Origin of the sequence: Clostridium sp. DFI.5.61 (assembly GCF_024462915.1) — a bacterium.
Lineage (GTDB): Bacteria > Bacillota > Clostridia > Oscillospirales > Oscillospiraceae > Lawsonibacter > Lawsonibacter asaccharolyticus.
This window is the reverse complement of record NZ_JANGBZ010000007.1, coordinates 99627-112941: the sequence shown is the minus strand read 5'-3', so window position 1 is coordinate 112941 and position 13315 is coordinate 99627. Positions and strand designations below refer to the sequence as shown.

12 protein-coding genes and 1 tRNA gene are annotated in these 13315 nt (G+C 53.6%); 7 read left to right on the top strand and 6 right to left on the bottom strand.

Annotated features, from left to right (window positions below; all coding sequences use genetic code 11):
* Positions 1-149: 149 nt before the first annotated feature.
* Complete coding sequence (locus tag NE584_RS05830) at positions 150-1679, bottom strand: 4Fe-4S dicluster domain-containing protein (protein ID WP_108980716.1); 1530 nt, start codon at positions 1677-1679, stop codon at positions 150-152.
* A gap of 286 nt (positions 1680-1965) precedes the next feature.
* Between NE584_RS05830 and NE584_RS05825 the strand changes: the two genes are divergently transcribed.
* The 4 genes from NE584_RS05825 to NE584_RS05810 all read left to right on the top strand — a co-directional run bounded on the left by NE584_RS05825 (position 1966) and on the right by NE584_RS05810 (position 5538).
* Entirely contained in the window at positions 1966-2403 is a 438-nt protein-coding gene (locus NE584_RS05825) for an AAA family ATPase (RefSeq protein ID WP_256182127.1), read from the top strand.
* 310 nt (positions 2404-2713) lie between these two features.
* Positions 2714-3829: a site-specific integrase gene (locus tag NE584_RS05820; RefSeq protein ID WP_108980715.1), complete on the top strand. Its 1116-nt coding sequence runs from the start codon at positions 2714-2716 to the stop codon at positions 3827-3829.
* A gap of 15 nt (positions 3830-3844) precedes the next feature.
* Positions 3845-4144 carry an SWIM zinc finger family protein gene (locus NE584_RS05815; protein ID WP_108980714.1) on the top strand — a complete coding sequence of 100 codons (300 nt, stop codon included), beginning with the start codon at positions 3845-3847 and terminating at the stop codon, positions 4142-4144.
* Positions 4145-4245: 101 nt separating this feature from the next.
* The gene (locus tag NE584_RS05810; RefSeq protein WP_193955467.1) at positions 4246-5538 is read left to right on the top strand and encodes an ATP-binding protein; all 1293 of its coding nucleotides are present in this window, start codon (positions 4246-4248) and stop codon (positions 5536-5538) included.
* A gap of 92 nt (positions 5539-5630) precedes the next feature.
* On the opposite strand, the gene NE584_RS05805 is transcribed toward NE584_RS05810, so the two are convergent.
* Both NE584_RS05805 and NE584_RS05800 read right to left on the bottom strand, forming a co-directional pair.
* Entirely contained in the window at positions 5631-6581 is a 951-nt protein-coding gene (locus NE584_RS05805; RefSeq protein WP_108980712.1) for a ComEC/Rec2 family competence protein, read from the bottom strand.
* Between the two features lie 24 nt (positions 6582-6605).
* Entirely contained in the window at positions 6606-7154 is a 549-nt protein-coding gene (locus tag NE584_RS05800) for a hypothetical protein (protein WP_108980711.1), read from the bottom strand.
* 597 nt (positions 7155-7751) lie between these two features.
* Between NE584_RS05800 and NE584_RS05795 the strand changes: the two genes are divergently transcribed.
* Together NE584_RS05795 and NE584_RS05790 are read left to right on the top strand one after the other, a co-directional pair.
* Complete coding sequence (locus NE584_RS05795) at positions 7752-9305, top strand: recombinase family protein (protein WP_108980710.1); 1554 nt, start codon at positions 7752-7754, stop codon at positions 9303-9305.
* Between the two features lie 146 nt (positions 9306-9451).
* Positions 9452-10249, top strand: a complete 798-nt coding sequence (locus NE584_RS05790) for a hypothetical protein (protein WP_108980709.1) — start codon at positions 9452-9454, stop codon at positions 10247-10249.
* Positions 10250-10335: 86 nt separating this feature from the next.
* On the opposite strand, the gene pyk is transcribed toward NE584_RS05790, so the two are convergent.
* Positions 10336-11778: a pyruvate kinase gene (pyk, locus tag NE584_RS05785; protein ID WP_108980708.1), complete on the bottom strand. Its 1443-nt coding sequence runs from the start codon at positions 11776-11778 to the stop codon at positions 10336-10338.
* Positions 11779-12101: 323 nt separating this feature from the next.
* Between pyk and NE584_RS05780 the strand changes: the two genes are divergently transcribed.
* Positions 12102-12177, top strand: a tRNA-Thr gene (locus NE584_RS05780).
* Between the two features lie 141 nt (positions 12178-12318).
* Here the strand turns inward: NE584_RS05780 and NE584_RS05775 are convergent.
* Positions 12319-12570, bottom strand: a complete 252-nt coding sequence (locus NE584_RS05775; RefSeq protein WP_133248302.1) for a hypothetical protein — start codon at positions 12568-12570, stop codon at positions 12319-12321.
* A gap of 194 nt (positions 12571-12764) precedes the next feature.
* The gene (locus tag NE584_RS05770; RefSeq protein ID WP_154669729.1) at positions 12765-12917 is read right to left on the bottom strand and encodes a hypothetical protein; all 153 of its coding nucleotides are present in this window, start codon (positions 12915-12917) and stop codon (positions 12765-12767) included.
* Positions 12918-13315: the final 398 nt, after the last annotated feature.

The following is a 13315-nucleotide window of genomic DNA, read 5'->3' as shown; positions in this document are numbered from 1 at the left end:
CCCCCCCCCCCCCCCCCCCCCCCCCCCCCCCCCCCCCCCCCCCCCCCCCCCCCCGTTTCTGTGTCTGCTCCTGCCCTCTCTCCGCCCTGAAACAAGAGCCGGACGCCGGACCTGTATCCAGGTCCGGCGTCCGGCTTTCTGTCTGAGGCTCAGGCCTTCTGGGCCGTGCCCTCTGTTTTGGCCGCCGCCTCCGCCTTTGGCTGAGGCTTGGGCACAGGGACGACCTTCTCCCCCAGGCTGTCCTGGGGGACCAGCTCCCGGCCGGCCACCGCGTCGGTGATGCTGCGGCCGCTGGCCTGCTTAGCGTGGCCCTCCACATCCATCCGATTGCGGGGGCTGCGCACCAGACAGCCGGCCCCCTGGACACAGCCGCCGTCACAGGCCATGCCTTCGATGAAGTTGCCGTCCAGCACGCCCCGTTTCGCCTTCAGCAGGGCCACCTCGCAGGCTTCGATGCCGCTGCACGGCACTGCCTTCAGCTGGAACTCCTTATCCAGCCCCTTCTCCTTCAGGGCCTCCGCCACCGCCTGGGCCACACCGCCGCTGCGGGCGAAGTTCCGGCCGAAGGGGCTTGCCTCGTCCAGCGGGGCCTCCTCCAGGGATTCCAGGTCGATGCCGCGGGACTCGAACATGGCGAACAGCTCCTCGTAGGTCAGGGCGCAGTCAATGGCGTTCATGGTGCGGCCCAGCTGGAACTCCTTCTTTTTCGCCACGCAGGGGCCGATGAAGATCACCTTGGCATCCGGGTCCTTCTCCTTGATGTGCAGACCGATCATCACCATAGGGGACGGGGTGCGGGAGATCAAATTCTCCATCTCCGGGTGCTTTTTCTTGATGTACCCCACAAAGCCGGGACAGCAGGAGGAGCACAGCATCCCCTTCTCCACCAGCTCTTCCGACTCCCGATCTGCCACCATATCAGCCCCCAGAGCCACCTCGGCCACTCCGTTGAAGCCCAGCTTCTTCAATCCGGCCACCACCTGGCCGTAGGAGGCGGGGGCGAACTGCCCCACGATGGAGGGGGCCAGCACGGCATAGGTCTTGTAGCCCCAGTGCTCAGCACCCATGATCATGTGGATGGCATCGGTGATGAAAGACTTGTCCTGAATGGCGCCGAATGGGCACTGATACACACAGTTCCCGCAGGCGATGCACTGGCTCACGTCAATGGATGCTTTCCGGTCCGGGCCCATGGAGATGGCCTTGGCCGGGCAGCCCTTCTCACAGGGCCTCTGGGTCTTGAGAATGGCGCTGTACTGACAGGCGGATACACATCGGCCGCAGGAGATGCACTTTTCATGGTCGATACAGGCCCGGTGATTCACAATAGTGATGGCATCCTTGGGGCAGGCATGGACGCACCGCGTGGCCAGGCATCCCCGGCAGGAGGGCCCCACGGTGATCTCGGTCACCGGACACTCGTCACAGGCGATAGGCAGCACCTCCACCAGGCAGGGGTTGCTCTTGTCCCCTCCCATAGCCAGCTTGACCCGGCTGTTGATGATGGCCCGCTCCTTATAAATACAGCAGCGCAGCGTGGCCGTGGGCCCGGGGATGATCTTCTCCGGGATGTCCAGAATAGCAGTCCCGGTCTGGAGCCTGTCCTCCCAGGTCAGGCGGGCCACCTCTGTAAGCACCGCGGTCTTCAATTCCTGGATCTTCGTTTCAAATGTACGCATTGTCTCCCTCTTCTCTCTGCCAGTCCCGTTTTCCCGGTTTTTCCGCTGGCATCTTCTCTTCTTCCCTCAACTTTTGCAAGTTTTCTTTCATTTTTTATGTCATTTTATCGCAACTCTTCCACCTCTGTCAATACAAATTTCCAACAGTTTTCCACCCATGTTTCTTTTTCTCTTTGGTCACCCAAGTCCCGCCGCACCTCTCCCCCCTCCGCCGCATAGTCTGAGATAGAAAATCAGAGGCACGGGGGAAATTTTCCCTCCGGCGCCCAAAAACGGAGGGTCGGCCATGTCACCTGTCAATTCGATACAGTATTTTCTGGGGGCAAACTCCCCCACAGGATTCTATTCTCTCTACGACCAGCTTCTTCCGCCGGAGCAGGCCTCCGCCATCTACATCCTGAAGGGCGGCCCCGGCTGTGGGAAATCCACCCTGATGCGCCGCGTGGCTGCCCTGGCCCAGGAGGCAGGCGAGCCCGTGGAGTACATCCTCTGCTCCGGTGACCCGGATTCCCTGGATGCCATCCTCCTCCCAGGCAAAAAGGCCGCTCTGGTGGACGGCACCGCCCCCCATGACACAGCACCATTAGGACACCCGGCGAAAAAAGTCAGGATTTGCAAGGGGTTGCGGGATCAGCTTTTGGACGGCACAAGCACCGGGCACGGTTACTTAGGACACTTTTGTAGGACAAGCTATTTGATAAGAGGCGTAACTGCTCAAAAATAAATTTTCCGAATTCGGAAAATTTAACGAAAAATCAAATCAACTTTTCTGAGTTCGGTATTTATTCGAAAGAGAAGGGTAAATGAAGGGTTGCCTATAGAAAACGCCTGCGCTTCAAGAGTTGGAAACCAAACCATTCAGGTGTGGTATTCACGGCGGAATTCGAACCCATATACCATTACACATAACGGATTTTGAGTCCGTTGCGTCTAACATTTCCATATGGGGCAGTTTAAAAGTGAATATACACGGATTGTAAAGAGGAGTGCGCCTGGCCGTGCTCCCTTAACTTTATCTATTGGGAGGAGAAAAGATGGTTGCAGGACACTTGCAGCAGAAAAAAGGCTATTGGTACATGGTACTCAATTTGCATGACCAGGCCGGGAGACGAAAGACGAAGTGGATCGCCACCCATCTCCCGGTACCGGGCAATCGAAAGCGGGCGGAGGAACTGCTCTTTCAGACCCGGCATCAATATGCGGATTCCAAGGGGGAAAGTGGGCTGCTGTTTGCGGACTATATGCTCCAGTGGCTGGGGATCATGAAAGCAAAAGTATCCCCCACGACCTATACCGGCTATCGGAATCTGGTGGAAAACAGCATCTGCCCTTACTTTTGGGAGAGGCGTATCACACTGGCCGGGCTTCGCGCGTCAGATGTCCAGAGATACTACGACGATCTCCTTGCGTCCGGGGTATCGGGCAATACGATTCTCCACCATCACGCCAATATCCACAAGGCACTGAAAGACGCGGTGCGGCTGGACCTGGTGGACCGGAACGTAGCCGATATTGTGGAGCGGCCAAAGAAAGTACCTTATATCCCGCGGTACTACTCACTGGAGGAGGCAAATGAACTGCTGGACAAGCTCCGGGGGCACTGGCTCTGGCTGCCCGTGATGCTGTGCCTGTTCTACGGCCTGCGCCGCAGCGAGGTGCTGGGGATTCAATGGCGGAGCATTGATTTCTCCGTGGGCACCATTCAGATCCAGCATACCAGGGTCTATCAGGAGGTGGATGGCCGAAAGGTCTCCGTGGGGAGAGACACCATGAAGCAGAAAGCCAGCTGCCGTACGCTACCCATGCCGGAGGAGATCGCCGCCATTTTGCAGGAGGAAAAACGAAACCGCTATGGGGAGGAAACCCCGCCGCCGGAGAACTACCTCTGCCTGAATCCGGAAGGAGAGCCCATCGCGTCCAACTACCTCAGTCAGAGCTTCAAACAGTTTCTCCGGGAGCATAGCCTGCGGGAGATCCGCCTGCATGACCTCCGGCACACCTGTGCATCCCTCCTGATCCAGAGGCGGACGCCCCTGATTGAGGTGCAGCAATGGCTGGGACATAGTACGCTGTCCACGACGGCGGACCTGTATGCCCACCTGGAATATGAAACAAAACTGGCCAGCGCACAGACGCTGAAAAAAATTTAACTGGAGGAATATGCCATGACGATTCAAGGGATTTTGAAAAACCTGTCGGCGGAGGATCTGGAACTCACCAAACGGTATTACAAGAGCATCCAGCCATTTACGGTCCAGCCCAGCGATACCTGTGAATTTGATGCGGAATTCCCAACCGAAGACGGGGAGCGCATCATCGCGGAGATCACATTGGACGAAAACGCAGAGATAGAGGATCTGTACTGCACCTGCCGCGCCGGCGGTCTCTGCGTCCATCTGGCGGCGATGATGTGCGATATGGAGGAACGTAAGACGGTGTTCTTCTCCGGGCGTATGCAAGAGTAAGATGCCAAAAGAAGCTATAAGTCAAGAAAAATATAAAAGCGGCATATTTTTCTTGACTTAACTACAAATTAAAGATATGCTGTACTCGTGAGGTGAGGAATGTGAAGCGCAAGATCGAGGAACAGCTGATTGCCTGGAAACAAAAGACTGCCGACCGCCTGCCGCTGATTGTCAACGGCGCTCGTCAGGTGGGAAAGACCTATATCCTCCGCAAATTCGGAGAGGAGCAGTTCCAGAATGTCGTCTATATCAATCTGGAAACTAATCTGACGATTGCGTCTTACTTCAATGAGAATATCCAGCCGGAGCGCCTCCTGCGGTATCTGGAGGCGTCCACCGGGGAGCGCATCATTTCGGGGGAGACGCTGATCATTTTCGATGAGATCCAATCCTGCGAGCGCGCGCTGACCTCCCTGAAGTATTTCTGCGAGGAGACGCCGGAGTTCCATATCGCGGCGGCCGGGAGCCTGCTTGGGGTGGCGATCAACCGTCAGCATTACTCTTTTCCAGTCGGTAAGGTGGAGACTATCACCCTCTATCCACTGGATTTTGAGGAGTATCTCTGGGCAAGGGGCAAGGAATTTCTCAGCGAGGAGATCCGTGCAGCCTATGACGCCATGGAGCCGCTGCCCGATGCTCTGCATCAAGAGGCTATCGAGTTGTATCGGGAGTATCTGATCATCGGTGGGATGCCCGCCTGTATCAATGCCTTTCTGAAAAGCGGCAGTTTTCTGGATGTTCCGCTGGTACAAAATGAGATCCTAGATAACTATATCGCGGACATGGCCAAGTACGCCAGCAATACGGACAGCGTGAAGATCCGGGCCTGCTACAATTCCATTCCGGCGCAACTGGCTAAGGACAACAAGAAGTTCCAATACAAGGTGGTGCAGAAGGGCGGCAGCGCCACGCTGTTCGGGGCTTCTATCGAGTGGCTGAATCTGGCCGGTGTCGTGCTGAAATGCCAGCGGATCAGTCAGGCCTTTGAGCCAATCGCCGTCTATGCGGATCTCTCAGCGTTCAAACTCTACATGGGTGATGTGGGACTGCTGACCATGAAATCCGGGATTTCACAGCAGACGGTGCTCTCTGGCGAAGGGAATACCTTCATGGGTGCCGTTGCGGAGAACTATGTGGCCCAGCAGCTGGCCGCCAAGGGCTATGACCTCTACTACTGGGAGAGCAGCAGTACCGCAGAACTGGATTTTGTGCTGCAAAAGGGCAACCAAATCATCGGTATCGAGGTTAAAAAGGGGGAGCATGTCCGTTCTCGTAGTCTCAGTGTCTTTATGAGCAACTATAAGCCTGCCTACTCCATCCGGCTGTCGCTGAAGAACTTTGGAGAGAAGGATGAATTGAAAGCCATCCCTCTATATGCGGTGTTTTGTATTTAAGATGCCAATATAGACGGGTCTGTTTCAAAATAGGATTTTGAAACAGACCCGTTGTTTATGAACTGATTATATTCAACTTAACGATAGGATCCCTACACTGTCTGTATGTACCAAGCCTTCAAGGTGCTATTATACGTGGATTTGGGATTCCTCTTTTTCGCAAAGGCTTCATATGTGACATAAATATCAATTCCATTAGTTCCAAATGTGTCCATAATAATACAGTTAGCCTGATTGTTTGTAATGTGGTCTAGATTCCTACTGTTCCAAGCATTGTAGTTCAAGTATTCACTTTTAGCATTTCCGAAGAGTGTCAGTTTCGGCTTTAAAACGTCTAGATAATTAGAGTTTCCTCCAGTTTTTCTTCCGTGATGTGGTGCGAGCAAAATATCAATGTCAGTAACATCGTCTTTGTGGTTTTGCAAAATGTAGTCCCACGTGTTTTCTGCCGAGTCTCCAGCGAAAACTATTTTCTTATTGTTTGTTTTATATAGAATAACATATGAGCAGTCATTATAATCGCCAGACTTATTTGCGGCATCAACTAATCCTTTGGTCGGAGCTAATATATATAAACCATCTGCCCCAGCGTTCCCGTCTTCATCCTCGTTATAGAACTTTGCATGAGCACCTGCATAGTTATAGAGTACCTTGGGATCTGAGTCTGATTTTCTAATTTCTTGATAAAATTCCCAATCTTCTTTCTTGTATTTTCCCCACGAGCTATTGGGGTCAATAACCTTCGTGTTTGCTGTATCCCAGAAGTTTAAGATACTAAAACTATCAAACAATGATTTCATGCCGTCCATATGATCCATATCTGGGTGTGTTAGTATAAAGCGGAAAATTGTAGAGACACCGAAATCTTTTAAATATTGAATGGGATTGACAGGGTAATTCTTCTGTTGATGATTTCCAGAAGCGCTTGCAAATTCGGTAATTGCAGCGGCAGCAGACACATCTATAATGGTGTTCCGTCCAGACGCATGATGAATCCACGTGCAGTCACCTTCATTAACGTTAAGAAAATGAATAATACCCATACTATCAAAGCTCCTTTCTATATTTTATTGAGATGAACTATGCTCATTCATGTATTTCTCAACTTGCTTTTTGACATATTCAGTCTGCTTTTTATAGCTCTTTATAAACAGGATAATCAAAAACACTCCTCCGACCAAGGCAACCAACTTGTTACCTACGGCACACTTCTTAATGATCCAATCATAGATGAAAGAATCATAGAAATAAAATGCGCCTATGCAAATAAGAAGAGAGATTGTTGTCCGATAAGTATTATTCGTTTCCGATAATGTTGCAATGAAGGGATTTGCCTCCGAGGCAGTAGTATATTGCTTGTAATCTGCAAAAACCAAATACGGTTTTCCCTTAATCTTTATTTTTTTCAATGTATCTTCTACAAATATTGAACCTATTCGACTAATAACCATTCCAATGAAATACCACATAAAAAATTGTTCTATAATAGTATCTGTTGCAAAATTGAATCTAGTAATTTTAGTCATGACTGAACAAAAAATAATACCAGGGAACAGGTTATTAAATATGTTGTAGGATGATATTTTTTCAGAAATGGATTTCAGGATCTCTTCCATCTCGCAACTCCTTTTCACTTTTTATTTTATTATACAGCAAGACTTATAAAAGCGAAAGAGGTCGCGACAACATTTCACGAAATCAAGCACAAAAAAACAACCTAAGATCTGACCGTATTATATGCTGGAGAAACAGTTCAAAGCGCTATCGTTTATAAGCAAGTAGGATAATCTCACATTATGTGTTTGCTCATCAAAAGTCAGAAAGGTATGCAAGTTGGCATATTCTTTCTGGCTTGAATTTATGGTCATATACAACCTGTGTTTTTATAATCTCCGCAACAAAGGTGATTTGCTGCGGAAATTATAAAGCTAACATCCTTTTCATATCTAATAAAACTGACTCATAAATTTCCCTGGAGGCGATTTTATGAAAGATCCAACTCTCATCTTAACGGAACAACACCCGTCCAACGATCCGCTCTATACCAGTACCATCATCCAACAAACCATCACCGCCTGGCTCACAAAAGAACTCACCAAATGATCCCTACGCTGCGTTTTGGCGGCGTAGGGATTTCAAATAATTTCTTGCCGGGTAGCTGCTCTTGTGCTACGATCAAGGGGAGCAGTTACGCCTTTAAGGAGGTGTAACATATCCTTTGTGCAATCTATACACGGCTGAGTAAGGAGGACGAAGACAAGTATAAAACGGAATCTGAGAGTATCCAGAACCAGAAATCTCTGCTGATCCACTACGCCGTGGAGCGGGGATGGGACATCTACCACATCTATTGCGATGAGGACTACTCTGGGGCCGACAGCCTGCGGCCTGACTTCAACCGGATGATCCGGGCGGCCCAGGAAAAGAAGTTTCAGATCCTCCTCTGCAAGAGCCAGTCCCGGTTTACCCGGGACATGGAATTGGTGGAGAAGTACATCCACGGCCTGTTTCCCATCTGGGGAATCCGCTTCATCGCTGTGGCAGACAACGCCGACACGGAGATCAAGGGCAACAAAAAAGCCCGCCAGATCAATGGACTCATCAACGAATGGTATCTGGAGGATCTGTCGGAGAACATCCGCATGGTCTTTGACATGAAGCGGCGGCAGGGGCAGTACATCGGCGGTTTTCCCATCTACGGCTACCGAAAGGACCCGGACAACAAGGGCCATCTCCTAGTGGACCCGGAGGCGGCAGAGGTAGTGCGGCAGATCTTCCGCTGGTCCCTGGAGGGCCACGGCAAGCAGAGTATCGCCCACATGCTCAACGATCTGGGGGTGGTTAATCCCACCCGGTATAAGGCGGAGCGGGGCTGGGACAGCAACCACTTCTGCAAGCAGGATTTCGGGCTCTGGAACAAGAACACCGTATGGCGGATCCTCCGTAATGAGATCTACACCGGCGTCATGGTGCAGGGCCGGACCAAAAAGGCCAGCTACAAATCCAAGGCCATTATCGTCATGCCCCGGGACCGCTGGTTCCGGGTGGAGGGCACTCACGAGGCCATCATCGACCGGGAGACCTTTGAGACCGTCCAGCGGAATCTGGACATCCGCTCCCGGGAGGACGGCACCGGCATGGTGCACCCCCTGGCGGGCCTTGTGAAGTGTATGGACTGCGGCAGCACCATGAGCAAGACCTCCAATGGGAAAAAGGGGAAAGAACGGGTGTATTATCTGCGCTGTAAGCTCTATGCCGACAGCGGGACAAAGAAGTTGTGTACCCGCCACTCCATTCGGCTGGACCGGCTGATAGAACTGGTTTCCCAACGCATCCGGGACTACATCGGGGCGTACTACCATTTGGAGGAACTGGAGCTCCCGCCACCAAAGGACGACCACCGGGAGGCCCTGCTGCAGGAGCAGAAGACCCTGAGTGCCCAGTTGGAGAAGCGGAGCATGGCCCTGAAAAACCTGTACCTGGATAAGGTTTCCGGTGTGCTCAGTGAAGGACAGTTTGTGGAGCTGAACCAGGACTTCCTGGAGGAAAAGAGCCGCCTGGAGCGGCGGCTGGCCCAGATCGATCAGGAGCTCTCCGGTCAGGAGCAGCCCCGCAATCAGGAAGAGGTCATGGCCAAGGCCCGGGAACTGCTGGAGCTGAAGACCCTCCCCCGGGAGCTGGCGGTGATGCTCATCGAGAAGATCGAGATCGGTGAGCAGGATCAGGAGACGGGGCGGCAGGAGGTCAAGATCCATTGGAAATTCTAAGAAATATGGGGTCCCCGCCGAAGCCCAGCGGCAGCGGGTTCGGTGGAGAGAGGAGCCGCGCCGGAATGAGTGCGCTTTCGCAGCAAGGCGGAAGCGAAGGATATGAAGGCCGCGGCGACGAGGTGTCCTAAAGGGACAATACCCATGTGGTGGAGCCGAAATATCCAGGGGTGGTGGAGCAGTACATCAATCTGGGGAAGTGCTATGACCACAACGGGATGGAGGGACTCCGCACCGCCATTATTTCCTGTATGCGAGGCTACAAGGGGCACTACCAGCGGGCATACCGCTGTCTGGATGCGGCTGCCGAGCTGATGTACGACGTCCGCTCCACCTTGGACTCCGACGCGCTGGAGGAAAAGCTGTCCAAACGCGCCCGGGGCATCCTGGATCGGGAGCTGAAGCCCCGGAAGGGGGCGCCCGCCGGCACGGTGAAACAGCGTTTTCTCGGCGCCGTCACCCACCGCGGGCAGATGTGCCTCTGGGGGACAGTGGAGTGCCAGTGCCAGCGGATCTATGAGCTCTCCGACCGGTATGGCTTGGCCCACCGAATGCTGGCCCATCTGCTCTCGGGTACCCTGAAGGCAGGCTATGATGTGGTGGCCTGCCCCTCTCCCATGGCGCCGGACCGGCTGGAACACCTGCTCATCCCCCAGCTCTCCCTGGCCTTTCTTTCCTCCTCCCCGGCGCACCCCTACCCCGGCAAGGCCTATCGTCGCCTCCTTCTGGACAACGCCGTCTCCGCCGATCTGCTCCGCCGCAGCAGGCCCCGGCTGCGCTTCTCCCAAAAGATCACCAGCGCCCTGATGGATGAGGCTGTGGATTCCCTCTCCCAGGCCAAGGCCATGCACGACGACCTGGAGGCCCTCTATCACCCCTATGTCAACTTCGAACTGGTAGACGAGACCGCCCTCGCCATTGCTGCGGAGCTCTCCCTCCTTTGAAAGCTGTTTTCTACAGCAAAGCGGCACGCCGTCCCAGATGGCGTGCCGCTTTGTTATGGTGGTCCTATAAAAAGGGGGCCCATCCCTCAGATCTTCTCTCCTACCACTTGGGCCTTGATCAGGTTGGTGGTCCCGCTCTGCCCGATGGGCACACCGGCAGTGATCACCACTGTATCCTCTGCGGACACCACCTCTTCCTTTCTGGCACACTCCACACACAGGGAAAGCAGGCGGTCTGTGGAGTCCACTGACCCGAACAGGAATGGGTGGACACCCCAGGTAATGGCCAGCTGGCGGCGCACCCGCTCCGTAGTGGTGAATGCGGCGATGGTGCAGCCTGGGCGGAAGCGGGAGATTACCCGGGCAGAGTTTCCCGACTGCGTGGCCACTAGGATGGCCTTCGCCTCCAGATCCAGTGCCGTAGTGCAGCAGCTGTGGCTGATGGCATCGCTGATGGGGCGTTCCGCCCGCTTGGAGAACCCCATCTTCTGGAACCTGCCCCAGTAGTTGATGGCCTGCTCCGCCGCCAGCACAGTGTCCGCCATGGTGCGCACAGCCTCCAGGGGATATTTGCCCGACGCGGTCTCCCCAGAGAGCATGACGCAGGAGGTCCCATCGAATACAGCATTTGCCACGTCGGAGACCTCCGCCCGAGTGGGTCTGGGGTTTCTCATCATGGAGTCCAGCATCTGGGTGGCCGTGATGACCGGCTTCCCCTGGTGAATACACTTGGCGATCATCTCTTTCTGGAGCACGGGCACCTGGCAGGCAGGCACCTCCACCCCCAGGTCTCCCCGGGCCACCATCAGCCCGTCTGAGGCCTCGATGATCTCGTTCAGGTTGTCCACACCCTCCAGGTTCTCGATCTTGGAGATAATCCTGATCCCCTGTCCACCGTGCCGGCACAGTTCCTCCCGGATATCCTCCACATCCTCCGCCTTGCGGACAAAGGAGGCCGCCACATAGTCAAAGTCCTGCTCCGCCGCGAACCGGAGGTCCTCCCGGTCCTTTTCCGTCAGCGCCGGCAGATGGATATGTACGTTGGGGATGTTGATGCTTTTGTTGTTGGAGAGAACGCCCCCGTTCTCCACCTCACAGTGGATCTCCGGCCCTCTCACCTCTTTGACCAGCAGATCCACCAGTCCGTCGTCCACCAGGATGTGACAGCCGGGCTCCACTTCGTTTGCCAGGTTCTGATAGGTCACTGACACCCGTCCGGCATCGCCCTCTACCTCTTCCGTGGTCAGGATGAAGGGGGCGCCCCGTTCCAGGCTCACCGGGCCGTCCCGGAAGGCCTTGATGCGGATCTCCGGGCCCTTCGTGTCCAGAATCGTGGCCACCGGGCGCCCCAGCTCATCCCGCACCCGCTTCAGCTTTTGCAGCGTGGCCAGCTGGGACTCGTGCGTGCCATGGGAAAAGTTGAATCTTGCCGCGTTCATGCCAGCCAGAATCAGCTGGCGCAGGGTCTCCTCATCGTCCACAGAGGGCCCCAGTGTGCATATGATCTTTGTCTTTCTCAATTCAGGCATAACTGTTACCTCTTTCCCTGTTTCCTTGCAATTGTCTCGCTTCTTCCGCCCCTATCATACTACATTTTTTGCCGTTTGAATATTTGTTTTCTGTTAAAATCCCGGGGAACGGGGCGCGGTGCGGCGAGAAAAAACTGCGGCTGCTATTTTCGAAATCAGACAGTTTAGACAAATCAGCGTTTTCCTCTTGACGCACTCCGGTTTTCTGCGTATAATATTTAAGCACATATCTCAGCGCAGCAAAATTATGTTTTATTCCGTGTGCGCCGTCTGCCCGCTTCCAGAGCCAGTCATCCCAGACAGGGCCCAGACGTTTCTGATACGCTGGAATAGCTCAGTCGGTAGAGCAGCTGATTCGTAATCAGCAGGTCGCGTGTTCAAGTCACGTTTCCAGCTCCAAAACACCCCGCAAACATACTCGTTTGCGGGGTGTTTTTGCGCCCTTTTGCGGGATACATCAGGGCCTTGGCCCACAAGCTGAAAGAAGCGGAAAGCACTGGAGAAAAGGGATTTGCCTTTTCTCCGGTGCTTTTCCTGTGCTCACATGACATGCGTCATAAAACTCCCCATCTTCTCCGCCGCCTGCTCCTGCACCAGCAAATCCACCGCTTCTTGGGGGATGGAGATTTTTCGGGCATAGGTCGCTGTCTTGGGCCGAGTCACCTTGATCCCTCCGCCCTGGACGACCCACTTGGATACCAACAGTGCTTTGCGCTCCACCTCCAGATTGCTCCAGAGCAGGGCGGCCAGTTCGCCTTTCCGCAGGCCGCTGATTCGTTCCACAAAGAACACAGGGAGCATCCAGCGGGTATCTGCCTTCCTTGAGGCAGGCGCAATGTCCTTTTGCTACAGTTCTTACTGCATCATTGCAAATGGATATCAGGAAGAGAGCCTTCCTTTAAATATTTCGATATATTTTACAAAGAATTTACCGCAGTGCGGTAGCTGAAAAAGCTTTGCTGATATACGATATGTTTCTGGCCCGGTCATAAAAGAAGCATTAAGGAGAAAAACAAGCTGAGCTTGTGCGCGAAAAGCCTGCGGGTGATGGAAAGGCCATCGCCATGATGCTGCATTTCAGCAGCCTCACCACAGCCAGGTTTCAACTGATGGTCACGCTGTTGAAACTTGCCTGGCAAAACCAGAATTTCCTGGAAGTCTGGCGGTGTGCTCCCGCTGTATTCTGTCGAAAATGCCCTCTGAGGCTCGGCCCAGATTGGGCCGAGCCTCAGAACACAATACAAAGATTAGGGCGCTGGGAAGGAAATGGTTCAAACAGTACATCTATCTGCCGCCCAATCTTTCCTCCGGTCTGCTGTCCATCATTACTGCGGGGAAGCGTGTACCTTTTATTGGGTGCGGTTGCAAAAGGTGCACGCCTTGCCCGCATCATTGACAGAGTAGACGACCACGGTAATCAGCTGTGATCCGCATCAAAAAAATTCAGTATTTATTACAAATGGACCACTAATATTTTGTAATAACACGCACTTAAAAAACTTGGACCATGTAAATTTATTACAAAGCGAGGAGCAGA

What these genes read in the sequence shown, in the direction of transcription:
- NE584_RS05830 (WP_108980716.1), bottom strand. Translation starts at nt 1,679, where the DNA reads ATGCGTACATTTGAAACGAAGATCCAGGAATTGAAGACCGCGGTGCTT.
- NE584_RS05815 (WP_108980714.1), top strand. Translation starts at nt 3,845, where the DNA reads ATGACGATTCAAGGGATTTTGAAAAACCTGTCGGCGGAGGATCTGGAA.
- NE584_RS05800 (WP_108980711.1), bottom strand. Translation starts at nt 7,154, where the DNA reads ATGGAAGAGATCCTGAAATCCATTTCTGAAAAAATATCATCCTACAAC.
- pyk (WP_108980708.1), bottom strand. Translation starts at nt 11,778, where the DNA reads ATGCCTGAATTGAGAAAGACAAAGATCATATGCACACTGGGGCCCTCT.
- NE584_RS05820 (WP_108980715.1), top strand. Translation starts at nt 2,714, where the DNA reads ATGGTTGCAGGACACTTGCAGCAGAAAAAAGGCTATTGGTACATGGTA.
- NE584_RS05805 (WP_108980712.1), bottom strand. Translation starts at nt 6,581, where the DNA reads ATGGGTATTATTCATTTTCTTAACGTTAATGAAGGTGACTGCACGTGG.
- NE584_RS05825 (WP_256182127.1), top strand. Translation starts at nt 1,966, where the DNA reads ATGTCACCTGTCAATTCGATACAGTATTTTCTGGGGGCAAACTCCCCC.